Origin of the sequence: Streptomyces sp. SA15, from assembly GCF_002291145.1 — a bacterium.
GTDB lineage: Bacteria > Actinomycetota > Actinomycetes > Streptomycetales > Streptomycetaceae > Streptomyces.
Genome location: NZ_NTGE01000058.1, coordinates 74687 through 100376 on the forward strand (window position 1 = coordinate 74687; position 25690 = coordinate 100376).

Sequence of the window (25690 nt, forward strand, 5' to 3'; positions counted from 1 at the left end):
CGTGTTTGCTGAGACTGGCTTTCGAGGGTGCGACTGCATGTTCGCTTCAGGTCACCAATTCGAGCGGTTGGCGAATGCCGTCCCGAAGCCGGTTAGCCGTCCGCCTTCGACGGGAGTTCGTGTCCGTTGCACAGGGTGGAGAAGAACTCGTCGAGCGGAGTGCTGAGGGCGTGCGCGAGGGCGTGCCAGGTCTTCAGGGTCCCGATCGTGCGGCCCTGCTCGATCTCGATGAGAGTCCGTCTGGCGAGGCCGCTACGGGCGGCGAGCTCGTCATAGCTCCATCCTCGGGCCGCCCGCAGGCGCGCGAGCTCCAGGCGGAGTGCCTCGAAGTCCGGATCGGGCGGAAAGATCGTCACCTGACCATCCGAAGGTGCAGACCCCTGCCCTGTCAGTGCAGACCTCTGCCCTATTTCCCCAGGTGGCGGCATCGGCGAGAGGGCAGACATCTGCACTACCGTGTGCGGCCGTCGCTCTCTCTTGAGCGGACAACGGCGCGGGACAGGACTGGGAGGAGCACGCGCCCTATGAGGCTCCGCACAACACACCCGACGGCGCGGCGTGCCTGGATTGTGGAGCTGCGGCCCAGTTCTGGCGGGCCGCAGCTTGTGTGTCAGCAGTGTGATCACCAGGGCGCGCTGCACGCTGCCGTATCCGCGCGCTCCGCGGCGCTCGAGCATCTGGCTGGACATGCTCGGCGCGACGTTCTGCCGCCATACCTGCGCACCTGTCAGTGCCATGAGCGAGGCTGCCGCTGGCACCCCCGGCACCGTGGCTGCGCCGGTCCTATCCGTTTGCTTCTGGCACGCGAGCGGGGTGGACGGCTCTGGCGCCTAGCTGATGCGTGTACGGCCTGTGCGTCGGTGACGGAGCAGGCCGCCATGGTTCCGGAAACCTTCCTGCGTGCGGCCGTGGCGTCGTCGGACAGTGTCACGCGCCGCCGCAAGCGACGGCCCAGGGGGCCGGGCGACCAGATTCGGGTCCGGGAGATGCTCAGCTACCTGGCCGCAGCCCTGCCAAGCCACACCGGGGCTGGGGCCCGGCTGCTCGCCGTGCAGTGCGCACTACGCATGGACTCTCAAGGGCGGGTCCGGCTGCCGACTGGAGTCCTGCGCAGCCTTCGCCTCGGCCGCGATCCGCTGCCGTGGAGCGAACTGGAGCAGGCGAGGTGGCTCCGTAGAACGCCGACCCCTCCGGGCTCTGCCGGCAGGGTGGTGGTTGCCCAGATCCTCGACGAAATGCTGTTTGCTCCCGCACGTCCAGACCGCAGGAGTGCTGCTGACTGGGCGCTGCGCATGGCGAAAGGCGGCTGTGCGGGCACCGATGACCCCCTTGGGCGGCTGACCGCCCTCTGTCTTGCTGCACACACGGACCCATCGGCCGGTCGAGGGTGTGCTGAGACGGACCGGATCGCGCGTGAGTGCGGACTGGCCCCTGCGGCTCTGTATCCGGTGCTCGATCGGATGGCGGTATCCCTCGTCTCCTGGAGCGTGGCCCTTGCCTCAGGGGACCTGTGCTGGGAGCTGCTGTCGAAGGGTGGTCGGTGTCAGCAGGCGGTCGGCCGATCGAGCGGCGGTGGGCGTCCCGAGGGCTGACGTGACCCGCCCGGTGCTTGCTCCGTTACGGAAGGTGTCGGTCAGCTGCAAACCGTTGCCCGTCCGTCCCGCCCTGAGTAGCTGGAACACGCCTGAGTGAGGTGCGTCGCAAGGGGAGATTTTCTCAACTGCTCTGCCTGGTTGGGGAGGTGACGAGGTGGTGCCCGTTTCGTCCATTGTTCACCTCATCAAGGAATCGCTGATGTGTTCGAATCTAGTCGCTGACCGGGGCTGATGGGGTTAGAGTAATCGAACGAGCGTACGATGAACATATCGGGTGTATCGCTAAAAAGGGGTGGAGTGATGGAGGTGCGGCATGGCGGGCTTTGCTCATCTGCACGTCGCATCCGGTTACTCCGCCCGCTACGGCGCATCCCACCCCGAGCTGCTTGTCCGGCGGGCGGCCGAGCGGGGCATGTCCGCGCTCGCGCTCACCGACCGGGACACGGTCACCGGGGCAGTCCGGTTCGCACAGGCCTGCACGAAGGACGGGGTCCGGCCGCTCTTCGGCGTCGATCTGGCAGTGGAAGCCCTTGCGCCCTCGCCACCCGCCCAGCGCCGCCGCACCCCAGCGCGTGGCGGTGGACACGTTGTCGAGCCACCGCTGCGGTTCGTGCTGCTCGCGCAGAACCGGGCGGGCTGGGCGCGGCTGTGCCGCATCACGTCGGCCGCCCACGTTGGTGCTGTGTCCGGTACGGCGCCGGTGGTGTCGTGGGAGGCGTTGCGCGAGTACGGCGGTCCCGGCCTGACCGTGCTGCTCGGGCCGCTTTCGGAGCCGGTGCGGGCGCTGTCGGTGGGCCGGGAGGACGTCGCGACGAAGTTGCTGGCGCCCTGGAAGGAGATCTTCGGAATGGGCGTCCGGCTGGAAGTCGTTGCGCAGAAACGTTCCGGCACCGGTCCGGGATCCCTGCGTCTGGCCGCCCGCACTCTCGCCCTGGCCGACCGGGTCCACACCACCGCCGTGCTCTCCAACGCCGTCCGCTACGCCGACCCCGAACAGCACCGCCTCGCCGACGTCCTGGACGCTGCACGACTGCTGAGGCCGATCGACCGGCGTCGCCTGGACAGCGGACAGCGCTGGCTCAAGGACGAGCGAGGAATGGAGACCGTCGCGCGAATGATCGCCGAATGTGCCGGAGGGGACATTCGGCGGACCCTCCGCCTGATGGCGGACACTGCCGCCACGGCGGCCGAGTGCACCGTCGATCCGGTGGCGGACCTCGGGCTCGGCGCCCGGCACTTCCCGGAACCGGTGCTGTTCGGCGCCGAGCCCCGAGCCGGCGCAGCCGCGCAGCTGCTGCGCCGGCGGTGCGAGGCGGGCATGGTTCGACGAGGCCTCGACCGTGACCGAAGGGCGCTCGACCGGTTGGACGAAGAGCTCAATGTGATCTCCGCGCTGGACTACGACTCCTACTTCCTTGCCGTCGGCCAGGTCGTGGCCGACATCCGGGCCAAGGGCATCCGGGTCGCGGCCCGTGGCTCCGGCGCCGGCTCGATGGTCTGCCACGCGCTGGACATCGCCACCGCCAACCCGCTCGACCACCGCCTGCTGTTCGAACGCTTCCTGAGCGTGCGTCGGGCCTCGCTGCCCGACATCGACATCGACGTGGAGTCCGCCCGGCGCCTGGAGTGCTACGACACGATCTTCGAACGGTTCGGCAAGGAACGGGTCGCGGTCACCGCGATGCCCGAGACCTACCGCGCCCGCCGGGCCCTGCGCGACACCGGTCTCGCGCTCGGGATCGCCCCGGCCGAGGTCGACCGGATCGCCAAGAGCTTCCCCCACCTGCGCGCCTCCGACATCACCGGCGCCCTCGCCGAACTGCCTGAACTGCGCGAACTGGCTGCTGAGGCGCACCGCTACGGTCCGCTGTGGGAGCTCGCCGAAGGCCTCGACTCCCTGGTCTACGGCATGGCCATGCACCCCTGCGGCGTAGTCATCAGCGACGCCACCCTTTTGGACCGACTGCCGGTGCAGCCCACCCCACAGGGCGACTACCCCATGGCCATGGCCGCGAAGGAGGAGATCGAGGCGCTGGGCAATATCAAACTGGACGTCTTGGGCGTCCGGATGTTGTCCTCAATGACTCATGCGATCACCGAGATCGAACGGGTGAACGGCAACCGCATCGACTTGGACGACCCGAAGCAGGTGCCGCTCGACGACGTCTTCGCGTTCAAGCTCATCCAGGACAGCCGGACCCTGGGCCTGTTCCAGCTGGAGTCGCCGGGACAGCAGGACCTGCTGTCCCGGCTGCAGCCCCGCAACCCGCAGGACGTCATCGCCGACATCAGCCTCTTCCGCCCCGGCCCGGTCGCCGGCGGCATGCCCGAGCGCTACATCGCCGCCCGTCATGGCGGCACCCCCGCCTACGCCCACCCGGATCTGGAGCCGGTGCTCGCCGACACCTACGGCGTGACCATCTGGCACGAGCAGATCATCGAGACTCTGTCGGTCATGACCGGCTGCGACTACGCGCTGGCGGAGATCGCCCGGCGGGCGCTCGGCGACAAGGAACGGCTACCGAAGATCAGGGACTGGTTCCACAGCCTGGCACGCGCGCGCGGCTACAGTGCGGCGGTCCGGGACGAGGTCTGGCGGACCGTCGAGGCCTTCGGCGCGTACGGCTTCTGCCGCGCCCACGCGGTCGCCTTCGCCGTACCGGCCCTGCAGAGCGCCTGGCTCAAGGCGCACTACCCGGCATTCCTGCTGGCCGGCCTCCTCGAACACGACCCCGGTATGTGGCCCAAGCGCGTCCTGGTCGCCGACGCCCGCCGGGGCGGCGTACAGATCCTGCCCGTCGACATCAACCGTTCCCAGGTGAAACACACAGTGGAGAAGACCGACGGAGACCAGTGGGGCGTGCGGCTCGCGCTGACCGCGGTGCGAGGCATCAGCGAGGAGGAGTGCGCCCGGATCGAGGAGGGGCAACCGTACGGATCGCTGTCGGACTTCTGGCAGCGGGCCCACCCCAGCCGCCCTGTCGCCGAACGCCTCGCCGAGATCGGCGCCCTGGACTGTCTGCACGACAGTCGACTCACCCGACGTGATCTGCTGCTCCAGATCGCCGAGTTGCACCGGCAGTCACGCACCCGGTCCGCGCACGAGGGTCAACTACCCATCGACGCGGGCGCTGTTGGAGGAGCGGAGCCGAGCGGTCTGCCGGAAATGACAGGGCGCGAGGCGTTGAGCGCGGAGTTGAGCACTCTCGGGATCGACGTCTCCAAGCACCTGATGGAACACCACCACCGGCTGCTGCGCGAGATCGGCGCGACCGACGCGGCGCACCTGGCCGGACTGCGCGCGGGCCAGCAGGTCCTGGTCGCTGGTGTCCGGGCCTCCACCCAGACCCCGCCGATTGCCAGCGGTCGGCGGATCATCTTCGTCAGCCTGGAGGACGGCTCCGGCCTGGTCGACCTGGCGTTCTTCGAGGACTCCCACCCGGCCTGCGCGCACACCGTCTTCCACAGCGGGCTGCTGCTGGTGCGCGGCACGGTCCAGGTCCGCGGCACCCGCCGTACCGTCGTCGGCACCATGGCCTGGGACCTGGACGAGATCGCCGCCGCCCGCCGCGACAACGGCCCCGAGGCCGCCCTCGCCCTCCTTGGCGCCGACCACCCTCACCCCACCCCCGCCCAGCCGCAGCGCACCCTGGCCAACGGCACCACCGGCGCCCGCCTCCACCCCTACGCCGACCTCCAGCCCGCCGGCACCCGCTCCGCCGACCTGAAGAAGTTCGGCCATCGCAGCCCAGGGAGCGCGGGATGAGCACACGTCAGCGGCACATCGCCCACCTCCATCTGCACGCCGCGCTGAGCGAGGATCAGCATGCCGATGTAATCGAACTAATGTTTGGAATCACGCCTCACGTCCAGGCCGTCCCGCCCAACGCCGTCCAACTCGACCTCACGTCGGCCCTCAGATACTTCGACCTGTCTCCCTACGACCTGGTCCAGATGGCCAAGATGAGACTGAAGGCCCTCTACGGCATCGACAGCAGCGCCGGGCTCGCGGGCAACCGCATGCTGGCGGCCATGGCGGCCGACGCGTCCGCGCCGGGAGACACCACCTGGGTCCCCACCGGACAAGCGGCCGACTGGCTGTACCCCCGTCCGGTCACGGCACTGCCGGGGATCGGCCGCGCCACGGCGGAGACGCTCGGCCGGTACGGCCTACACTCCATCGGCCAGGTCGTCGACCTGCCCGCGGGGACCCTGCAGCGCCTTCTCGGCGCGGGCCCCGCCCGCCTGCTAGCCGAGCGCGCGCACGGCCGCGATCCCCGTCCGGTCACCCCCTCGGAACCGGCAGCGCACCTGACCGCCGACCTCGTGCTCGACCAGGACTGCCTCGACCCGGCGCGGCAGCACCAGGCCGTCCTGGGACTTGCCGACCGGATCGGTCAGCGCCTGCGCGGTGAAAGCCAGGTCGCCGGCCGACTCACCCTCACGGTGCGGTACGCCGACCGCAGTTCCACCACACGCACGCATGCGCTGCTGGAACCCACTAACCATTCACCCGCACTCGCTGCGGCTGCCCTTAGTCTGCTGGCGGCCCTTGGGCTGCAGCGAGCAAGAGTTCGCGCCTTCATGATCCGCGCGGATGCCTTGCTGCCGGCTAACAGTGCCTACCATCAGCTCTCCCTGGATCCCGGCGATGTCCGTGCCCGCGCAGCCGAAGCAGCCGCGGACCGGGCCCGCCGACGCTTCGGGCCCGAGGCCATACGCCCCGCAACTCTGGCTGACTGACCGTTGTCGCCGAGAACCACTGGTTCCTGGCGAAGGCGGTCGTGTGAGGCATGGGGGTTCCCGTCCCTGTCGGCGGGGCTTCGTCGCCCCGCTTGCCGTGGTTGGAAACAGGGTCGTGAGGCTTGCATCGGCTCGGCAAGACGGCTTCTGTCAGGCGGAAGAACTTCTGTAAAGTGGCTGGTCAGAGCGTTGTTCTGTCAACCCCTAGTCGCCAGAGTGGAGTGCCGCGTGGTGCGACCATTCGGTTCGCGCTCGGGGGAGCCGGAGGCGGCGACGGCGAGGGCGACTACTCACCACGTGGCGTTAATCGCCCAAAAATGTCCACTTAGTTTCAATTATGGAACTCATCTGTCGGCGGATGCTCGGTACATCGGCAAGAATCAGCATCACTGCAGGTCAACTACTGTTCGTTTTGGGTTCTGGGGCCCTCGGGTCGAATCCGGGTCGAATCCGCACCCTTTTAGGTTGTCGAGCGTGTTGCCGCTGGTCAGGGTGGTGTGGAGTCATGCGTTGGATCGCCTTGCGGATGAGGGTGGCGCGGCGAGCAGTCGGGCCGATGAGCCGCTGAAGAGGCACTACGTGGCGGTGGTCGGCTGTCAGGGGCGGGGGCCCACCAGCGGATTCTTCGCTGCTGGTGGTGCGATCATGTGCTGCGGAAATGTCTTCAGACGGGACGGCTGATGCGTGACGGCCCGGGATTGCTGGTTCCTGGCCGAAACCGACCTGCCAAGCGTTTCAGGGGCCGTCCAGGAGCCGCGCGGTAGTCGGGCCATGTGGCAGAGGCCCCGCCGCCTCGCGCGGCAGCCGACACTCTCGCAACATCCGGTCACCACCGGAACTGCAATTCCTCGGCGTCGACATCAGCACAGCCTCGGTCGGCTCGCCAGCACCAACGTCGAACTGGAAATCTAGGTACCTCGACGAGTTCATGGGCGTCCGCGGGGGACCTTGAGTGGTGCTCAAGTAAGTCCTGCCCATGGCCGGGCAGTTGAGGGAGGTCGCATCTTCTGTGTCCAGATCGACACTGGTGTCGTCGGTGGCGGTGAGGTCCCGTCCTCGTCACCGTGGAGCAGTTGGGCACGGTCATGTTCGTGTGCGCCGTGACCATGCAAGCCACGGCCTGACCTCGGCCGCCCCACCCGCCGCCGACTGTGAGGTAGGTGTCCTCGCAGTCGGCGGTGGGTGCTGGCCGTGCCGGCGGCTCACCCAGGATCGCGGAAGCGGTGTCGCCCCGGTTCCGAGCCGCCGTCAGCGAATCGGTTCCCGTTCGGTCAACGCGACTCGAGCACGTCGCGGATCACGGGCATGGCGGTGAACACCTTCGGCCACCCGGCGAAGTAGGCCACATGGTTCAGCAACGCGTCGACCTCGCCATCAGTGATCCCGGAATCCATCGCCCTGTTGAGGTGAAAGGTGATCTGGTCCCTCTGGCTGGACGAGATGAGTGCCACGACGGTGATCAGACTCCGGTCGCGCGGCTTCAGGGCCGGGCGCAGCCACAGATCGTCGAAGAGTACGTCGTCGGTGTCATCGACGACTCCCTGAGAGACGCCGCCGTAATCCTCCTGGACGCTCTTCTCGCGGGCTCGCTCGGCCTCCTGGTCCTGCGGGAGCAGATCCGGGTCCCGCTCGGGAAGCTGATCGGCGTCGATCCCGTGCTCGTCGAACACCTCGGCGATCACCGGCACCGCGGCCTTGGCGTTCTGCCAGCCCGTGTAGAACGCGAGGTGGGTGACGGTCTCCGAGATCTCCGCGGCGGACAGCCCGTCGTCGAGGGCGCGGTCGGTGAAGCGGCCGAGCTCCGTCGTCTGCCCGTTGGAGATGAGCACCGCGATGGTGACCAGCCCCCTGTCACGACGCGAGAGGCCGTCCTCGTTCCACAGCTGCTGGACCCGCTCCCTGTCGTACTTCGCCAGGGCAGGGGAAACCGACTCAAGCCGACTGGTGCGGGAGCGGGGGGCGGCGTCGGAGCCGGGATCGGCCTGGGCGGTGTACCCGACGAGGAGCGTGCCCGCGGCGATTGTCCCGATGAGGGCAAGTGTCCTGGACTTCGTCATGCTCGCTGCTCTCGCTTTCCGCTGAGGTACTGGTCGTCGGTGACGGGTTCCAGCCAGTGCACGTTGGTTCCGTCGACGGCGTAGGTGACGGCGGTGTGGGCCATCGCGCTGTCGCGGGTCGCTCCGTGCCAGTGCTTGACACCCGGCGCGATCCAGATGACGTCACCTTCGTGGACGGTGATGCGCTTCTTGCCCCATTCCTGCACCCACCCGGTGCCCTCGGTGATGATCAGGCGCTGCCCGTCGGGATGGGTGTGCCAGACGGTCCGGGCGCGCGCCGAGAACCGCACGTCGGAGGCACTTTCCGAATTCTCGTCGCCTGTGTACAGGGGCTGGATCGAAACCTCACCGGTGAAATTGTCCGGGGCACCCGCCGTGCTCTCTCGGTCCTTGTCACGTGACACGACGACCCCCGGATCCGGGGACGTTTTCACGGGCTCGGCCGACGCGGCCCGCGCGGTGGCGCCGGCGGCGGTCGGTCCGGAGTCCGTCGCACATCCGGCGAGCAGAAGCGCGGAGCCCGCGACACCGGCGAGCACGGCTGCTCCGGTTCGTCGATAGGCCTTTGTCATCGTCAAATTCCAATCTGTGTGGGGTTGGTGGGATCAGCCGACGTGTCTGAAGGCCGGTCCCCGGGCGGTACGGTCAGCCGGACGTGGCCTCGGCTCCCGACCGGTCGGTCATCCTCACTGGTTCGGTGCCGACCGCGCTGTGTCGCTCGGCCCAGTTCTCCAGGGCCGTACGGCAGGCGTGGTCGAGGTGGTGGAGGCCGGACAGGTCGAGCTCGATCGGGCGGTCCTGGGGCAGCGCCTCCAGACTGTCGAGGATCTTCGGCAGCCGGAGAAAGGTCGCGTTGCCCGACAGGTAGACCTGGATGGGGCCGGCGCTCTTGTCGATGACCTGCGTCTTGAGGTGCGAGGCTTCCCAGGCGGTCTTGGCCACCGACAGGGCCAGACCGATCAGCACGCCCTCGAACATGTTCACCGCGACGATCGCCACGGCGGTGACGACGAGGATCAGAGCCTCGCCGCGGTGGCCCCGCCAGAGGGAGACGATCCCGCGGAAGGGGATCAGCTTCCAGCCCGCGTGGACCAGGATGCTGGCCAGTGCGGGGATCGGGATCAGCGCCAGCGTGGCCGGCAGCGCGGCGGCGAACAGCAGCAGCCACACACCGTGCATCACCCGGGACGCCTTGGTCTTCGCGCCCGCCTGGACGTTGGCGGAACTGCGCACGATGACCGCGGTCATCGGCAGCGCGCCGAGCACACCGCAGACCGCGTTGCCCACGCCCTGCGCCATCAGCTCCTTGTCGTACTCGGTGCGCTGCCCGTCGTGCAGCCGGTCCACCGCGGCGGCGCTGAACAGCGACTCCGCGGAGGCGATCAGGGTGAACGCGAGGATCGTGCCGAGGATCGCCGGGTTCGCCAGCTCACCGAATGCGTCCGCGCCGGGCGGCTGGATCGAGCCCAGCAGGCCCTGCACCTCCACGGTGGACACCGGCAGGCTGAACGCCGACGTGGCCAGCGTCGCCAGGACGACCGCGGCGAGCGCGCCCGGCACGGTCTGGGCCTTCTTCGGCAGCCGCTTCCACAGCGTCATCACCGCGATGGTGCCCGCGCCGATCGCGAGCGAGGCGAGCGCGGCGGTGCTGCCGAGAGCATCGGCGGCCGCGCCGGGCAGGCCGAGGATCCTGTCGACGCCGGAGGCGGGGGCCGTCAGACCGGCCGCCGCGTACAACTGTCCGGCGATGATCACCAGGCCGATGCCGGCGAGCATGCCCTCGACGACCGAGACGGATATCGCGCGGAACCAGCGCCCCAGCCTCAGGGCGCCCATGGCCAGTTGAAGCAGACCGGCCGCGAGCACGATCACACCGAGCGCGGGCAGTCCGAACTCCCGCACTGCCTCGAAGACCAGGACGGTCAGGCCTGCCGCCGGCCCGGAGACCTGGAGAGTGCTGCCGCGCATCAGGCCGGTGACCACACCGCCCACGATGCCGGTGATCAGACCGAGTTCGGCCGGGACCCCGGAGGCGACGGCCACACCGACGCACAACGGCAGCGCGACCAGGAAGACCACGAGGGAGGCGGCGAAGTCCTGCTTCAGATGAGGAAACTTGGTCATCGCGGTCCTCACAGGGCCTCGAACGCGTCAGTCTCGGCGCTGTGGGCGCGGACGGCACCCTTGTGCACCTCGTAGTACCAGGCGTGCAAGGACAGTTGACGCTCCTTCAGCTTCCTCTCGATGAACGGGTACGAGCGCAGCCGCAGCAACTGCGTCAGCACATGGGCCTGGACGCCCTCGGCGACCTCTGGATCCTCGGCGGCGCCCGACGGGCGCGGGGTCGCGTGCGTGAGCCAGTCCCGCACGGCCGGTACCGCGTCCAGGTCGTCGCCGCGCACCAACGCGCCGACGGCACCGCAGTGGGAGTGGCCGCACACCACGATGTCGCTCACGCCGAGGACCTCCACGGCGTACTCGATGGTGGCCGCCTCGCTGGTGGGGTGTTCCGAGGCGTACGGCGGGACGATGTTGCCCGCGGTGCGCAGCTCGAAGAGCTCACCGGGGCGGGCGCCCGCGATCAGGGCCGGGACGACCCGGGAGTCGGAGCAGGTGATGAACAGGACCTGCGGGGACTGGCCCTCGGCCAGTCGCACCAGTTCCTTGGATTGTTCCGCGGACCGGTGGCCGAAGCCGCGGGCATGGTCGATGAGTGGCTGCATGGCAGATATTCCTCCTGGCGCGTCGGCGTACGTTCGAGCACAGCGCTGGGCAGGCACGGCGATCGGCCGCTCGGTGCCCGCAGGCCGGCTCAGCAGCGGAATACCTGGAGGGACGTGAGACAGGGCGTGATGGTGTGGGGCGGCGCGAGATACCCGGACTTGTGACTCACCGATGGGGGCAGCGCCATGGAGTCGTACACCCGCACGGTGAGCGGGTAGGGCTTCACGTCGGGCTCCGCGCCGACGCGCTGGCGGTCACGGCCGGGCTGCCAGGGGGACGATTCCGCGGTCTGCCCGTCGTCACCGCAGGTGGCGAACTCGTCCGCGTACTCGTCGAGGACCACGCTCGTGAACCGGTCAGGGGATGCCGGTGCGGATGTGTCGGCGATGTGCGTGGAGGCGCCGGGCGTCATGGCCGCGAAGAACTGAAGGGCCACCAGGAGAGCAGCCAGGGCGACCATGAACCAGGGAGTCCTGCCGCGCACCATGAGCCTCCTTTCAGCCGTGCGAGTCCACGCGATATGCGTCTTCAGAACGCTGACAATGGAAATTTCGTCCGGAGTTTCATCCAAAAGAAGCCTGAATCCAGTCCTCAGTCATTTCTGTAAGAGGGGGCTGCTGTCCCGGGACGCGGCACGCGTGGTCGCTGCCGGGGATCTGGTAATGGCCGACAATGTGGTCGCGGTCCACGGGGATGTCATGACGCGCGCAGATTTCTTATGTTGCGCTGATTCCATTCCCGGTTGCCTGCGATAGTGCGCGGCGGCGCGGTAGTTGGCTTCCGACGCTGCGGTCCATACGGCACCACGCCGGTCCACCGTGCCGTTGTGGGTCGGTCATATGTCGGTCGCCTTGAGTCGGTGTCGGGCAGGGTGCGGATCGTGCCCGTGCCTGGTGTCAGATGCCTGCCGACGGGACTCGGAGCGCACGAGCGCGACGTACATGCAGGTCGCTACCTCCTTTGTTCGGCCGCGCCGACTGGGTACTACCGTCAACGAGTTACTGACGATGGCATGGTGAAGCGTGCGCGCAAAAGGGGAGAGTTCTTTCCTGGGACATGAGAATCCTGGGAGAAAACTCTCCCCCTCGCCGTGGGAACTTCGACGCGAGCCCAGCGTTCCTGCGCTTTGCCCCCGCGGAGGGCTACTGGTGCCCGAAGGTGAGCACGACCGGGTCCTCGACGCACTCGTCTACGCGTACCAGCCGTTCGGCGGCGGGCCGCACTTCGCTGGCGGCACCCTCCGGTTCAAGGTCGAGGTGCCGCCCAACACCATGGCCGAGACACGGTCGCCTACGGGCGGCGGCAATGAGAACAAGGCCCCCGGCGGCGCGAAGTTCGAGGGGCGGTCGAGCCGTGTATAGCGTCCCCTCAGAGTCGTACCTCTTCACCGCTCGCGACGTACAACGTACACACCACGGATGGCTTCTCGGCCTCATAGCTGTCGACTTGTCCGTCTGGCAGCGGGCCCTGTTGCTGGACGGCGAACTCGCGGATCTCTGTTCTCGGTTGCACAACGCACTCAGTCCATCAGGCCACGCTGAAGGTGAAGGAGAACTCGGCCGGGCCGGCGTCGAGGTGGTGCTGCGGCAGGACGCCGGGGCCGCAGGAGTGGGCGCCGATGCCGTGCTGGGCGTGGTCGAGGTTGACCCACACTGTGTCCCCGGGCCGCAGGTCCGGGGTGTGCTCGGCTGCGTCGAGCTGCTCGGTGGTCCAGCGGCGGGCGGTGAACCAGAAGGTGGGCTCGCCGTCGATCCGGAGGCCGGAGCCGTGCTCGTCCCTCAGCCGGGCCCAGCGGACGTCGGCCCGCGCGCCGTTCTCCTGCGGCCGTACATACGGGGTCTGCAGGGCGTCGACCGAGGACGACCAGCGCCCGGTGCGGGAGGCGGCCCGGGTGTCGGGGTACGCCTCGCCCGGCCCGCCGCCGTACCACTCGGCCCGGCCGTACGCCGCCGGCAGCCCGAGCCGTATGCCCAGCCGGGGCAGCGGGCAGCTCCACTCGCCCTCCGGGATGACCGAGACCGCGAGGTGCAGCCGGTCGCCGTCGGCGGTCCAGCGGTACTCGGCGCGCAGGCCGAGGTCGGTGGCAGCGGGGGCGACGCGGGTCCGTACGGTCAGCGCCTCGTCGGTCGGCTCCACCGCGTCGATGCGGTGGCGCATCCGGTGCAGGCCCAGCTCGCGCCAGATCAGGCCGTGGCGGGAATCCGGTTGCCAGGGAGCGCCGTTGTCGTTGTCGGTCGGCGCCCGCCACACATCAAGGCGCGGGCCGGTGACCGGGATACCGCCGACGTGCGTGAGCGCTCCGCTCGCGGCGTCGAAGATGCCGGGTCCAAGAGCGAGCGTGCCGCTGCCGGCCGGGCCCCGCTGGGGACGGGCCGTCGGGGCGGTCAGCGGGCGGCTCACCTGTCCCTGGGCCCCGGCGGGCAGTTGCGCCCAGGCGATCTCGTGCCCGGCCTTCGCCCACGGGGTTTCCTGGTCGAGGACGGCGCGCACGGTCCACAGCGCCTCGCCGGCGCGGTCGGTGGCGGGCGGCTCGGGGAGCTTCAGCTCCGCCGACTCGCCGGGTGCGACCGGCGGCACGGACAGCGGGCCGTCGGCGACGGTCAGGCCCTCGATCTCGTACGACCAGACGAAGGCGAGATGCGACAGGTCGGCGAAGTCATGAGTGTTGGTGATCCGGAGGGTGCCGGCGGGGCCGTCGCCCTCGATGCGGACCGGCTCGATGACCTTCTTGTACTCGGTCAGGCCCGGGGAGGGGGTGCGGTCGGGGAAGAGCAGTCCGTCGCAGACGAAGTTGCCGTCGTGGAGCTCCTCGCCGAAGTCGCCGCCGTAGCCGTATCCGTGCTCCGGGTGGGCGATGCCGTGGTCGATCCACTCCCAGACGAAGCCGCCCTGGCAGCGCTCGTGCGTCTCGAAGAGCCGCTGGTACTCGCTGAGTCCGCCCGGGCCGTTGCCCATGGCGTGGGCGTACTCGCAGAGGATGAAGGGCAGGGCACGCCGGCGGGCGTCCAGCTCCAGGTCGTCCAGAGGGGCTTCCGCACGGCAGCCGATGAGGTCCACCTCGGCGTGCTCCGGGTACATCCGCGAGTAGATGTCAGTGTCCGCGCAGGACGGGTCGCCCTCGTAGTGGAGGGGCCGGGAGCTGTCCCGTCCCCGGATCCAGTGGGCCATGGCTGTCAGGCCCCGGCCGGTGCCGCACTCGTTGCCCAGCGACCACAGGACGATCGAGGGGTGGTTCTTGTCGCGCTCGACCATCCGCTCGGCCCGGTCCAGCAGGGCCGGGGTCCAGCGGTCGTCGTCCACCGGATTGTCGCGCCAACCGAGGTCGACGAAGCCGTGGGTCTCCAGGTCGCACTCGTCGATCACCCAGAGGCCCAGCTCGTCGCAGAGGTCGAGGAAAGCCGGGTGCGGGGGATAGTGGGAGGTCCGTACGGCGTTGATGTTGTGCTGCTTCATCAGCAGCACGTCCCGGCGCATCGTCGCGAGATCGACCGTCCGGCCGGTCTCCGGATGGAACTCGTGCCGGTTGACGCCCCGGAAGAGGATCCGCCTGCCGTTCACCTTGAGGACTCCGTCCTCGACGACGACCGTGCGGAAGCCGATCCGCAGCGGGATCCGCTCGCCCTCCGTGACCAGCTCGCCCTCGTACAGCCGCGGCAGCTCCGCCGACCACGGTTCGACGGGCAGCGTCACGGTCTCGCCCGTCGCGATGTCGATGCCCAGATCGGGCAGGGTGACGCGCCCGCCCGGCTCGCTGTCCACCCGCAGGGTGCCGGAGCCTTCGCGGTGGTCGTAGGAGGCGTGCACAAAGAAGTCACGCACCGCGCCCTCGGGCCGATGCAGCAGCGTCACGTCCCGGAAGATGCCGGGCAGCCACCACTGGTCCTGGTCCTCCAGATACGAGCCCGCGGACCACTGGTGCACCCGTACCGCCAGCACATTGCCCTCCGGCCGCAGCAGCCTGCCGACGGAGAACTCGTGCGGCAGCCGGCTGCCCTGGAAGACCCCCAGCTCCTGCCCGTTGAGCCAGACCCGGGCGCAGGACTCCACGCCCTCGAAGCGCAGCAGCGCGTCACCGCCCGAGGCCGCCGCCGGCCAGCCGTCGGGCAGATCGAAGGCGATCCGGTGGTCGCCGGTCGGGTTCTCCGTCGGCACCCGCGGCGGGTCGACCGGGAAGGGATAGACAGTGTTGGTGTACGCGGGTGCTCCGTGCCCGTGCATCACCCAGTGGCCGGGGACCGGCAGCTCGTCCCAGCCGTAGTCGTCGAACTCCGGGCGGGCGAAGGACTCGTCCTCCGTCGTCGCGGTCGGCGACAGCCGGAAGCGCCAGGTCCCGTTGAGGCTCAGCCGGTGCGCGTCCGAGGTGCCGGTCCATGCGCGGGGCGGCAGGGCCCCGCTGCCCGGCGAGACGCCCTCGTAGTAGGGGAGTCCGGCGAAGTCGATCGTGCTCAATCCTGCTCCTCGGTCAGCCCTTGATCGCTGTCTGCGCACTTCCAGAACTGGACCAGCCGGCGCTGGAGGAAGACGAAGACCAGGACAAGGGGCAGTATCGATACGGCGGCTGCCATGAAGATCAGATGGATGGTGACGGGCTGTGCGGTGAGAAACGAGGACAGCGCGACCTGCACGGTCGAGGCGTGCTGTAACGATCAAGTTGGACAGCGGGCGCGGTGGTGCTGTCGAGGCACGGAGGACGCGGTGAACACAGGGGGTCACCCGCCGCCATCGAGATCGGTGCGCTGGCGGAGCAGCCGTAGCTCGTGGCCGAGGAGCTGCATCTCGTACAGCTTCCCGCGTGCGTTGTTGAAGGGGCGGTGGAGCACCATCATCAGCCGGCCGTCGAAGGTGTGGAACAGCATGCCGTGACCGCTGTCGTTCCGGACCAGCGGTCGGCGCTGACTCCACGGCCCCTTGATGTCGCCGGACTTCGAGACGGCATAGGTCTGCACATAGCTGCCGCCGACGGTGCCGTCCGGGTTGGCCGAGTCCTTTTCGTACGTCGACCACAGCATGATCAGGGATTTGTCAGGGCTGCGGTACAGCTGCGGGCCGTCGGTGACATAGGGCGGGAGCTGGTGCGGTACGCCGCTGGGGATCTGCTCTGTGAGCCAGAACGCGTCCGATGCCTTGAACAGGTAGGTCGGATCGCCGACGGCCTTCGACAGGTCCGGAGCCAGCCGGATCGCTTCCATGGTTCCGTCGATGGTCTGCAGCCACTCGTGCGCGTACACCATGTGGGGCTTCCCGGACTCGTCGACGTAGAGCGTCCCGTCGAGGGCCATGAGGTTCTCCGGCGTGGTGGGGCGTGACGGGTCGATGACGGTGAAGGGCCCCATCAGCGAGTCGGAGACAGCGATGATCGTGCCGCGCATGTAGTTCCCGATCGGGAACGGCGTGCCCCATTGGTTGGGTGGTGGGACCGGAAGCGGTTTGTTCTGGTTGTGCAGGGTGGTGAACAGGTAGTACTTGCCGCCCCATGCGTGCACTTCCGGCGCCCATCCGCCGTCGGTCGTCCAGAGTCCCTTCTGGTCGGCGGCGAGGAAGACCACGACGGGGCGCATCCAGTCGCGCAGGTTGTGGCTGCGGTAGACCATCGTGCCGGTGCCGTCCACGCCCGATACCGATCGGTCGTTGGACGTGTAGAGGTAGTAGGTCCGGGTCTTGTCGTCGGCGACGATGAACGGGTCGTGCAGGGGCATGTCGGGGAGCCGCATGAGATCGGCGTCAGCCGCGGTCGAGGACGTCGTTGACACGCCGTCGGCGGAAGTCGACGCGGATGATGGAGACGCTGCGCCGAGGACGGTTGCGGTGGCGGCCGCACCAGAGGCGGCGATGAAGCTACGTCGGGATCCTGGCAAGGCAGTTCAGCCTTTCGGTGAGTGTGGGAGGCGAGCGCTCTCTGATCCGGTGACAAATCCATGACGTATGGCATGGCTCTTTTGGGCGTGCCGGCCTGCTCTTGCGGGCGGGGGAGGGTGCCTTGATCGCCTGCGTGGAGGGGGCTGAGGCGATTGGGCAGCTGCGATCAGATGCGTGACCGTTGCGATGGGTGAGAACGTGACGATGAAGCGCGCCGTCTAGCTGGGGGAGGACGGTGGGGGTGCGGTCGAGGCCCGGACGACGAGCTCGACCGGTGGGTCGCTCGCCGGTGGCATTTCGGTGTCGGGTTTTTCGATGGCGTGGACGAGAAGCCTGAGGCCGTCCCTGGCTGCTGCGTCGAACGGCTGGCACACGGTGGTCAGGGGCGGGGTGACGTGGGCGAAGACGGGGTTGCCGTCGAAGCCGATGACGCTGACGTCGTGGGGCACGCGCCGACCGGCTTCCGTCAGGGCGTGGATCAAGCCGATCGCCATGTCGTCGCCCGAGACGAAGACCGCGGTCACCTCGGGGTCGGCGGCCAGTTCGCGGCCCGCCAGGTAACCGGAGTCGGCCGACCAGTCGCCTTCGACGAGGGGCGGTTGGTGCCTGCCGCGTGCCGCCAGGGCTGCTCGCCATCCCTCGACACGGTCCCTGGCGGCGTACCAGCGCAGCGGTCCGGCGACGTGGTGGACGGTCTGGTGTCCCAGATCCAGCAGGTGGTCCGTGGCGGCCCGCGCCAGCAGATCGGCGCCGACCCCCGCGGTCACCGCTCGAGGGCCGCCGAAGGCCGGTGGTGCGCCGAGGAAGAGGACCGGCACATCGACGCGGACGGACACCTCGCCTTCCACGATGGGTTCGGAGACGATGATGCCGTCCACGCCCTGCTCCAGGAGGGAGTCCACGGCGTGGGCGATATCGTCCGGTTCGCCGTCCAGTGTGTTGACCACTCGGAGTGCGTAACCGGAGTCCCGGACGGCTTTCTCGATGGCCACCTGCAGTGAGGCGGGTCCGTACCCGGCCGTCCCCAGAGCGACCACACCGATAGAGCGTGTTCGTCCGGAAGCCAGTGTTCGAGCCGCGTTGTTCAGCCGGTAGCCGAGCTCCTCGGCGGCTTCGATGACGCGTCGCCGTACGTCGTCGGAGACGTAGGGCTCGTTGTTGAGGACCCTCGACACAGTCTTGCGTGAGACGCCGGCCAGTTGGGCGACATCGGCACTGCGAGGCACAGAAGGGCTTCCGCCCCGTCCTACCACTCGTGTCATGGTGTCTCCTCTGGCCGAACGCGGGAATCCTTCGAGGTCCGCTGTATGACCGCGCGGTCATTGTCTACGCAGTCCGAGATCGCGCGTCAAGGGTGTGCGCACGGCTTCCTTCAACCTCGCGTCCTCGCGGAGAAGCCGGGAGTCAGGTGTCGGGCGACGCCCTGGCTGCGGCGCAGAACTGCTTCTGACCAGCGTATCCGCGCCTCCGGAATGTCACTTGTCGCCGCCGGGGCCGACCATGTGGAGCCCCCTGGGACGCGGCCCGGCTTCCGGGCAGTCGCCTTGGTGCGGTTCGCCTACGTGCCCCGTCGAACGACCGCCTCGACGCGAGGCTCCAGAGAAAAGTCCCGTAGGAGGGGAGTGGTGCTGTGCGTGCTATTGACGCGTTCCCCTCCGGCTGCGTAGATATGACCGCGCGGTCAGTGACCGCGCGGTCATACAGCCGATCTCGCCTGATGCAGGCATGCGCCGTCGGGAGACTTCATGGCACGAGCAGTGAGACGGAGCGCGGGTCCTCAACAACGAGGCGTACGTCTCCGAAGAGGTCCGCCGACGCGTCATCGAAGCCGCCGAGGAACTGGGCTCTCGGCTGAACCACGCGGCGCGGGCGCCGGCCTCCGGGCGGAACGGCTCCATCGGCGTCGTCGCTCTGGGGACACTGCTCGTGGCCATCGAGAAAGCCGTCCGGGACTCCGGTTACGCACTCCGAGTGGTCAACACACTGGACGGCGAACCGGACGATATCGCCCACGCCGTGGACTCCCTCCTGGAGCAGGGCGTGGACGGCATCATCGTCTCCGAACCCATCGTGGAAGGCGAGGTGTCCGTCCGCGTCGATGTGCCGGTCCTCTTCCTGGGCGCACCGCCGGCCTTCACCTCGGCCCGGACCGTGACGGTGGGTGCAGGCGCCTATGGACTGGCGCGGGTGGCCACCGATCACCTGCTGGATCTGGGACACACGACGCTTCATCACCTCGCCTGTCCCGGGCGGTGGTTGCCTCCAAGGACCGTCGCAGGCCGGCGGGCGGCGCTGTCGGTGCGGGGTGCGCACGAACCCCCTGTGGTCGAGGGGGACTGGTCAGGCCACCTCCGGCTACGCGGCAGGCCGCGAGCCGGCCGCGGACAGCTCCGTGACCGCCGTGTTCGTCGCGGGCGACGACATGGCCATCGGCATGATCCACGCCCTGCGCGAAGCCGAGCGCCGGGTGCCGGAGGACATCAGCGTCGTAGGTTTCGACGGCAACCCCGTCTTCGCCTACGTCACTCCTGCCCTGACCACGCCGCGGCGCGGGAAGGAATCAGGCTGCTCGTGCACGCCATCGAGGAGCCGGAGACCGACCTGCCTCCGGCGTGTGAGCCGCCGGTCGAACTCGTCCGTCCGTGCTTCGACCGCACCCCCGCCGACCAGGAAGGCGCCGGCACGCGGGCGGCGCACAGCCTCCCGCTCGAACGGATCGGCACATGCACCCCTGATCGGGGACGAACCGCCCACCACCGACTGATCCGCACTCATCGGCCCTAGGGCTTGTGTCGGAAGTGGCGCCTGCCGGGCGACGCCTGGCACGCTCCCCGCTGCCTTAAGGGCGTGGGAGGTCCCCACTCGCCGCACCAACGCAGTCATCAGCCTCCCCCACTCTCGGCTTCGCTCCAGCGGGGGAACCCCCATCGCGGCGGGCGCCCGGCCCACCCTCCGAGCGGACGACGCCACTTCCGACACAGGCCCGAGCGACACCCGCTCATGGCCGGGCGGTGAACCCCGCCTGCGCTCACCGCACTTCAACAACCTTCCACGACCGTGGACTTCCGCTGCACGGCACGTGACACGCGTGCCGGTCACAGCTCGCGCGACGCAGACACGAACATGGCGACCCCGATGCCCTGGTAGCGACGTCCGCGCCTCACACCTCTCCCTACCCACCCCTGCGACGCGCCTTCGCAAGGCGCTCCGTTCCACTGCCCCTCGGCGGGAGTTCACCATGCCTCGATCCTTCGTTCCCACGTCCTCCATGAGCCGTCGTCGGTTCCTCGCCTCGACCGGCGCGGTGTCACTCGGCGCCGCACTCGCCGCGTGCAGCGGCGACAGCGACTCCGGCTCCTCCTCCGCCGAGCCGGTGAGCCAGGCCGACATCGACAAGGCGATGAAGACACCGACCGAGCTGACGTTCTGGACCTGGGTCCCGGACATCCAGCAGGAGGTCGCACTCTTCGAGAAGAAGTACCCCGCGATCAAGGTCAAGGTCGTCAACGCCGGCCAGGGCGTGGCCCACTACACCAAGCTGCGTACCGCGCTGAAGGCCGGATCCGGCGCACCGGACATGGTGCAGATCGAGTACCAGGCGATCCCCACCTTCACGATCACCAACAGCCTGCTGAACCTCGCCCCGTACGGCGCCACGGCGCTGAAGGACCAGTTCGTCGACTGGACATGGGGACAGGTCAGCGGACCCGGCGGCGAGGTCTGGGCGATACCCCAGGACACCGGACCCATGGGGATGCTCTACCGCAAGGACATCTTCGACAAGCACGGCATCCAAGTGCCCACGACCTGGGACGAGTTCGCGGCCGCCGCACGCAAGCTCCACCAGGCCGACCCGGACGTCTACCTGACCAACCTCGCGGCGAACGAACCCGCCGCCTGGCACGGCCTGTTGTGGCAGGCGGGCGCCAAGCCGTATGCGACCTCGGGCAAGAGCAATCTCTCCATCAGCGTCGACGACGCCGTGTCCCAGAAGCTTGCCGAGTACTGGGGCGGGCTCGCGAAGGAAGGCGTCATCAGCACCGACCCGGACTTCGCCGACCCCTGGTACGCCGGGTTCAACAAGGGCAAGTACGCCACCTGGCTCACCGCGGCCTGGGGCCCGTCCTTCCTGTCCGGCTCGGCCAAGTCCACCGCGGGCAACTGGCGGGCGGCGCCGCTGCCGCAGTGGGATGCCGCCAAGCCGGTCTCCGGCAACTGGGGCGGCTCCACGACCGCGGTCACCGCGGCCACCAAGAACAAGATCGCGGCGGCGCAGTTCGCCCAGTTCCTCAACAGCGACCCGGCGAGCGCCGAGATGTTCGCCACCCAGCAGTTCTTCTTCCCGGCGACCAAGGCCCTGCTCGCCGACGCGAGTTTCACCGGCAGTGCGCCCGAGTTCTACGGCGGCCAGAAGGTCAACCAGATCTTCGCCGACATCAGTGAGACGGTCTCGCCCGAGTTCCAGTGGCCGCCGTTCCTCGACCAGGCGGCGACCGACTGGACCGAGACCGTCGGCAAGTCTCTCGCCGACAAGTCCGACACCGTCGCCGCGCTCGGCACGTGGCAGTCCCGGCTCACGGCGTACGCCAAGAAGCAGGGCTTCACGGTCGAGGGGACCTGAGATGGCGGCCACGACCGCGGCCTACGCCAGGAAGTCGCGCCGAGCGGGACCGTCGCCACGTCGCCGGTCCGGCTCGGCAGGACCCCTGTTCGTAGCCCCGTTCCTGATCCTCTTCCTCCTCCTCTTCCTCGCCCCGCTCGGCTACGCCGCCTACCTCAGCCTCTTCCAGGAACAGCTCATCGGTGGCACCGTCTTCGTCGGCCTGGACAACTACGTCACCGCCCTCAAGGACCCGCAACTCCTCCACGGCGTCGGCCGCGTGGCCCTGTTCTTCGTGATCCAGGTGCCGCTGATGCTGTTGCTGGCCCTGCTGTTCGCGCTCGCGCTGGACAGCGGCCTGCTGCGCCTGGCCCGCGTGATCCGGCTGGGCATCTTCGTGCCGTACGCGGTCCCGAGCGTGGTCGCCGCGCTCATGTGGGGCTACCTGTACGGCCCCGACTTCGGCCCGTTCGCCCAGCTGAGCCGCAATCTCGACCTGCCGGCCCCGCAGTTCCTCAGCGAGAGCTGGATGCTGGGCAGCCTGGCGAACATCGTGACCTGGGAGTTCGTCGGCTACAACATGATCATCCTGTACGCGGCCCTGCGGACCATCCCACACGACCTGTACGAGGCTGCCGCGATGGACGGCGCAGGAGCCTGGCGCGTCGCCTGGTCGATCAAGCTCCCCGCGTTGCGGCCCGCGCTTCTGCTCACCCTGCTGTTCTCGGTGATCGGCAGCTTCCAGCTGTTCAACGAACCGAGCCTGCTGATGAAGATCGCCCCTGACGTCATCAGCAGCTCCTACACCGCCAACCTCTACGCCTACTCCCTCGCCTTCACCGGCCAGCAGGTCAACTACGCGGCCACGGTGTCCTTCCTCCTCGGCCTGGTCATCGTCATCGCCTCCTACGCCGTGCTGCTCACCGCGAACCGAAGGAGGGAAAAGTGACGACCACCATGCCGAAGCCCACGACCGCACCGGCCGACGGTCCGGCCCTCACCGCACCGAAGCGGCGCCGGTCCGCATCCCCCCGCCGCAGCACCCCGCTGACGATCGCCATGCTGGCGGCCCTGGCGTACTTCCTCCTCCCGCTGTTCTGGCTGCTGGTCGCCTCGACCAAGAGCACACAGGACCTGTTCAACAGCTTCGGTCTGTGGTTCTCCGGTGCCCCGCAGCTGCTGGACAACATCAGCCAGACCTTCACCCAGGACGACGGTGTCTTCGTCGACTGGCTGCTCAACACCGCTGTGTACGCCGTCGTCAGTGCGGTCGGCGCGGCGATGATCGCGGCCGCCGCCGGCTACGGCTTCGCCAAGTTCCGCTTCCGCGGCGACCGGGCCGCCTTCAACCTGGTACTCGGCGCCATCATGGTCCCGGCCACCGCGCTGGCGATCCCGACCTATCTGCTGTTCGCCGAGGTCGGCCTGGTCAACACTCCCTGGGCGATCATCCTGCCCTCCCTCGTCAACCCCTTCGGCCTCTATCTCATGCGCGTCTACGCGGCCGACGCGGTCCCGGACAGTCTCCTCGAGGCCGCCCGCATCGACGGGGCGGGGGAGGCCCGGATCTTTTTCGGGATCGCTCTCAGGCTGCTGGCCCCCGGCCTGGTGACCGTCCTGCTCTTCACGCTCGTGGCGACCTGGAACAACTACTTCCTGCCGCTGATCATGCTCAGCGACCCCAACCTGTACCCCATCACGGTCGGCCTCTCCTCCTGGGCCGCCCAGGCGCAGAACGGCGGGGGCGGCGCCAGCAGCGACATGCTCCCGCTCGTCGTGACCGGCTCCATGATCTCCATCGTGCCGCTCGTCATCGCCTTCCTCATGCTCCAGCGCTACTGGCAGAGCGGTCTGGCGACCGGAAGCGTCAAGCAGTAACTCCCCCTACTTTCCTGGAGGTTGGTTCATGGCGGATCTGCCCGCCCGGGTCCTGTTCGGCGCCGCGTACTACCACGAGTACACGCCCGCGTACGACCCCGAACTGCGGCCCGACGAACGGCTCAAGACCGACCTCGACCTGATGGCCGCGGCGAACTTCACCGTGATCCGGGTGGGCGAATCGGTCTGGTCGACCTGGGAGCCGGAAAACGGGCGCTTCGACCTCAGCTGGCTCCAGCCGGTCCTCGACGGCGCCCACGAGCGCGGCATCTCCGTCATCATCGGCACGCCGACGTACGCGGTGCCGCCGTGGCTGGCCCGCCAGTACCCGGAGATCACCGGGGAGTACGCCACCGGACAGCGCCTCGGCTGGGGCGCCCGCCAGGAGGTGGACTTCACCCACCCCGCCTTCCGCTTCCACGCCGAGCGGATCATCCGCAAGATGGTCGCCCGGTACGCCGACCACCCGGCGGTCATCGGCTGGCAGGTCGACAACGAACCGGGCCTGCACCTCTTCCACAACCAGGGCGTCTTCCAGCGCTTCGTCGACCACCTGCGCGACAAGTACGGGGACGTCGAGACCCTCAACCGCGAGTGGGGCCTGGTGTATTGGTCCCACCGCCTGTCGACGTGGGCGGACCTGTGGACTCCGGACGGGAATGCCCAGCCTCAATACGACGTCGCCTGGCGGGAGTTCCAGGCCCGCCAGGTCACCGAGTTCATCGGCTGGCAGGCGGACATCGTGCGCGAGTACGTCCGCCCCGAGCAGTTCGTCACCACCTGCATCTCGTACACCCGCCAGGGAGTTGAGGACGACGAGCTGTCCGCCCGGCTCGACATCGCCTCCGGCAACCCGTACTACGACATGCAGGACGGCCTCCTGCTCCCCGACCCCACGCCCGACGACCACCAGCAGATCTGGAAGACCACCGGCGTCTGGTCGATGTACCAGACCGCGGACTGGATGTTCTCCTCCCGCCAGGAACCCTTCCTGGTCACCGAGACCAACGCCCAGTGCATCGGCACTCCGTGGGACAACCGACCCGCCTACGACGGCCAGTGGCGGCAGGCAGCGTGGGCGCACGTCGCGCGTGGCGCGCGGATGATCGAGTACTGGCAGTGGCAGACACTGCGCTTCGGCGCCGAGACCTACTGGGGCGGCGTCCTTCCCCACAGCGGACAGCCCGGCCGCGCGTACGCCGAAATCGCCCGCCTGGGCGCCGAGTTCGAGGCGGCAGGGCCGCTCGTGGCCGGGCTCGAACCGGACGCCGACATCACGATGGTGTACTCGACGCCGAGCAAGTGGCTCATGCAGAAGCACCCCCCGCTCGCGACCGCCGACGGCGACCCCGACCCCGCCGCGTACCACCGCATCTTCGACCCCTTCTACCGCGGCGCCTTCGAGGCCGGCCGTCAGGTGCGCATCGTGCACGCCCGGCAGCTGCACGACCCGCTCGGCGAGCAGGAGGGCCTGGCACCGGAGGAGGCCGCACGCCGTCACCCCGTGCTGGTCGTGCCGGGCTTGTACATCGCCGCCGACGCGACCCTCGACTGGCTCGCGGCCTACGCCGACGCGGGCGGTCACCTGGTCCTCGGCCCGCGCACGGGATACGCCGACCACGAGGCCAGGGCCCGGCACGAGGCGGCACCCGGACGCCTGGCCGAGGCCGCGGGAGTCACGTACGACGAGTTCAGCAACCTCGCGCGCGACCTCCCGGTGCACCCTGTACCCGGCAGCCCCCTGCAACTGCCGCAGGAGGCGACGGCGACCCGCTGGGCCGACGCCCTGACTGTCACCGACGCCGAGGCGCTCGCCGCCTATGACCACCCGCACTTCGGCCGCTGGCCCGCGGTCACCACCCGCCGCCATGGTGAGGGCCGCGTCACCTACGTCGGTACGGTCCCGGGTCGCGCCCTCGCCCGCGCGCTGGCGACCTGGCTGACACCCTCCGCATGCCACGGCTGGCGGGCCCTGCCGGAATCGGTCACGGCGACGACCGGCACGTTCCCCGACGGGCGTCGCGTCCACATCGTCCACAACTGGAGCTGGGAGCCCGCCCGCGTCTCCACCCCCGTGGCGCTGACCGACGCCCTGAACGGCACGTCCGTCCCCGCGGGCACGGAGCTGGAGCTCGGCGCCTGGGACGTACGCGTACTCGTCTCCTGATCCAACTCCTGATCCGACCTCGCGAATATCACCGTGATCATCTCCGATCCCCGAGGAGGGGCTGTGCAGA

Annotated in this window: 16 protein-coding genes and 2 pseudogenes; 8 read left to right on the forward strand and 10 right to left on the reverse strand. The window is 69.0% G+C overall.

Annotated features, from left to right (window positions below):
- Nucleotides 1-92: 92 nt before the first annotated feature.
- Nucleotides 93-356, reverse strand: coding sequence for a helix-turn-helix transcriptional regulator (locus CLM62_RS10105; RefSeq protein ID WP_095749503.1), 264 nt, complete (start codon nucleotides 354-356; stop codon nucleotides 93-95).
- Between the two features lie 1552 nt (nucleotides 357-1908).
- Here CLM62_RS10105 and CLM62_RS10115 point away from each other — a divergent pair.
- Nucleotides 1909-5361, forward strand: coding sequence for a DNA polymerase III subunit alpha (locus tag CLM62_RS10115; protein ID WP_095749504.1), 3453 nt, complete (start codon nucleotides 1909-1911; stop codon nucleotides 5359-5361).
- On the forward strand, nucleotides 5358-6338 hold the full coding sequence (locus tag CLM62_RS10120; RefSeq protein WP_095749505.1) for an ImpB/MucB/SamB family protein: 981 nt from the start codon (nucleotides 5358-5360) through the stop codon (nucleotides 6336-6338). Before CLM62_RS10115 ends, CLM62_RS10120 begins: the two co-directional genes overlap by 4 nt.
- A gap of 1271 nt (nucleotides 6339-7609) precedes the next feature.
- On the opposite strand, the gene CLM62_RS10125 is transcribed toward CLM62_RS10120, so the two are convergent.
- The 5 genes from CLM62_RS10125 to CLM62_RS10145 form a co-directional block, all read right to left on the reverse strand.
- Entirely contained in the window at nucleotides 7610-8395 is a 786-nt protein-coding gene (locus CLM62_RS10125) for a carboxymuconolactone decarboxylase family protein (protein WP_095749506.1), read from the reverse strand.
- Complete coding sequence (locus CLM62_RS10130) at nucleotides 8392-8967, reverse strand: cupin domain-containing protein (RefSeq protein ID WP_095749507.1); 576 nt, start codon at nucleotides 8965-8967, stop codon at nucleotides 8392-8394. The genes CLM62_RS10125 and CLM62_RS10130 overlap by 4 nt, the downstream gene beginning before the upstream one ends.
- Nucleotides 8968-9040: 73 nt before the next feature.
- Nucleotides 9041-10519: a SulP family inorganic anion transporter gene (locus CLM62_RS10135; protein WP_095749508.1), complete on the reverse strand. Its 1479-nt coding sequence runs from the start codon at nucleotides 10517-10519 to the stop codon at nucleotides 9041-9043.
- Nucleotides 10520-10527: 8 nt separating this feature from the next.
- Entirely contained in the window at nucleotides 10528-11118 is a 591-nt protein-coding gene (locus CLM62_RS10140; protein WP_095749509.1) for a carbonic anhydrase, read from the reverse strand.
- Nucleotides 11119-11207: 89 nt separating this feature from the next.
- Entirely contained in the window at nucleotides 11208-11606 is a 399-nt protein-coding gene (locus CLM62_RS10145; protein WP_095749510.1) for a hypothetical protein, read from the reverse strand.
- A 661-nt stretch (nucleotides 11607-12267) separates the two neighbouring features.
- Here CLM62_RS10145 and CLM62_RS10150 point away from each other — a divergent pair.
- Entirely contained in the window at nucleotides 12268-12480 is a 213-nt protein-coding gene (locus tag CLM62_RS10150; RefSeq protein ID WP_095749511.1) for a hypothetical protein, read from the forward strand.
- Nucleotides 12481-12646: 166 nt separating this feature from the next.
- On the opposite strand, the gene CLM62_RS10155 is transcribed toward CLM62_RS10150, so the two are convergent.
- The 4 genes and pseudogenes from CLM62_RS10155 to CLM62_RS10170 all read right to left on the reverse strand — a co-directional run bounded on the left by CLM62_RS10155 (nucleotide 12647) and on the right by CLM62_RS10170 (nucleotide 18237).
- Nucleotides 12647-15568 (reverse strand): glycoside hydrolase family 2 TIM barrel-domain containing protein, encoded by a 2922-nt coding sequence (locus tag CLM62_RS10155; protein WP_095749512.1) that lies wholly within the window; start codon nucleotides 15566-15568, stop codon nucleotides 12647-12649.
- 13 nt (nucleotides 15569-15581) lie between these two features.
- Nucleotides 15582-15747, reverse strand: a pseudogene (locus CLM62_RS10160) (carbohydrate ABC transporter permease); the annotation flags it as partial.
- A gap of 81 nt (nucleotides 15748-15828) precedes the next feature.
- On the reverse strand, nucleotides 15829-16830 hold the full coding sequence (locus CLM62_RS10165) for a glycoside hydrolase family 43 protein (RefSeq protein ID WP_095749513.1): 1002 nt from the start codon (nucleotides 16828-16830) through the stop codon (nucleotides 15829-15831).
- Between the two features lie 363 nt (nucleotides 16831-17193).
- Nucleotides 17194-18237: a LacI family DNA-binding transcriptional regulator gene (locus CLM62_RS10170; RefSeq protein WP_095749514.1), complete on the reverse strand. Its 1044-nt coding sequence runs from the start codon at nucleotides 18235-18237 to the stop codon at nucleotides 17194-17196.
- A 455-nt stretch (nucleotides 18238-18692) separates the two neighbouring features.
- On the opposite strand from CLM62_RS10170, the pseudogene CLM62_RS10175 reads away from it, so the two are divergent.
- From CLM62_RS10175 to CLM62_RS10195, 5 genes and pseudogenes are all read left to right on the forward strand, one after another.
- A pseudogene (locus CLM62_RS10175) lies at nucleotides 18693-19739 on the forward strand (substrate-binding domain-containing protein).
- Nucleotides 19740-20243: 504 nt separating this feature from the next.
- Entirely contained in the window at nucleotides 20244-21596 is a 1353-nt protein-coding gene (locus CLM62_RS10180; protein WP_373559128.1) for an ABC transporter substrate-binding protein, read from the forward strand.
- A gap of 1 nt (nucleotide 21597) precedes the next feature.
- Nucleotides 21598-22524, forward strand: a complete 927-nt coding sequence (locus tag CLM62_RS10185; protein WP_095749516.1) for a carbohydrate ABC transporter permease — start codon at nucleotides 21598-21600, stop codon at nucleotides 22522-22524.
- Nucleotides 22521-23453, forward strand: coding sequence for a carbohydrate ABC transporter permease (locus tag CLM62_RS10190; protein WP_257003782.1), 933 nt, complete (start codon nucleotides 22521-22523; stop codon nucleotides 23451-23453). The genes CLM62_RS10185 and CLM62_RS10190 overlap by 4 nt, the downstream gene beginning before the upstream one ends.
- Nucleotides 23454-23481: 28 nt before the next feature.
- Nucleotides 23482-25620: a beta-galactosidase gene (locus tag CLM62_RS10195; RefSeq protein ID WP_095749517.1), complete on the forward strand. Its 2139-nt coding sequence runs from the start codon at nucleotides 23482-23484 to the stop codon at nucleotides 25618-25620.
- Nucleotides 25621-25690: the final 70 nt, after the last annotated feature.

Excerpts from the sequence above, each read along its gene's own strand:
- CLM62_RS10115 (WP_095749504.1), top strand. The coding sequence starts at position 1,909 with ATGGCGGGCTTTGCTCATCTGCACGTCGCATCCGGTTACTCCGCCCGC.
- CLM62_RS10120 (WP_095749505.1), top strand. The coding sequence starts at position 5,358 with ATGAGCACACGTCAGCGGCACATCGCCCACCTCCATCTGCACGCCGCG.
- CLM62_RS10125 (WP_095749506.1), bottom strand. The coding sequence starts at position 8,395 with ATGACGAAGTCCAGGACACTTGCCCTCATCGGGACAATCGCCGCGGGC.
- CLM62_RS10130 (WP_095749507.1), bottom strand. The coding sequence starts at position 8,967 with ATGACAAAGGCCTATCGACGAACCGGAGCAGCCGTGCTCGCCGGTGTC.
- CLM62_RS10135 (WP_095749508.1), bottom strand. The coding sequence starts at position 10,519 with ATGACCAAGTTTCCTCATCTGAAGCAGGACTTCGCCGCCTCCCTCGTG.
- CLM62_RS10140 (WP_095749509.1), bottom strand. The coding sequence starts at position 11,118 with ATGCAGCCACTCATCGACCATGCCCGCGGCTTCGGCCACCGGTCCGCG.
- CLM62_RS10145 (WP_095749510.1), bottom strand. The coding sequence starts at position 11,606 with ATGGTGCGCGGCAGGACTCCCTGGTTCATGGTCGCCCTGGCTGCTCTC.
- CLM62_RS10165 (WP_095749513.1), bottom strand. The coding sequence starts at position 16,830 with ATGCGGCTCCCCGACATGCCCCTGCACGACCCGTTCATCGTCGCCGAC.
- CLM62_RS10170 (WP_095749514.1), bottom strand. The coding sequence starts at position 18,237 with ATGACACGAGTGGTAGGACGGGGCGGAAGCCCTTCTGTGCCTCGCAGT.
- CLM62_RS10180 (WP_373559128.1), top strand. The coding sequence starts at position 20,244 with ATGAGCCGTCGTCGGTTCCTCGCCTCGACCGGCGCGGTGTCACTCGGC.
- CLM62_RS10185 (WP_095749516.1), top strand. The coding sequence starts at position 21,598 with ATGGCGGCCACGACCGCGGCCTACGCCAGGAAGTCGCGCCGAGCGGGA.
- CLM62_RS10195 (WP_095749517.1), top strand. The coding sequence starts at position 23,482 with ATGGCGGATCTGCCCGCCCGGGTCCTGTTCGGCGCCGCGTACTACCAC.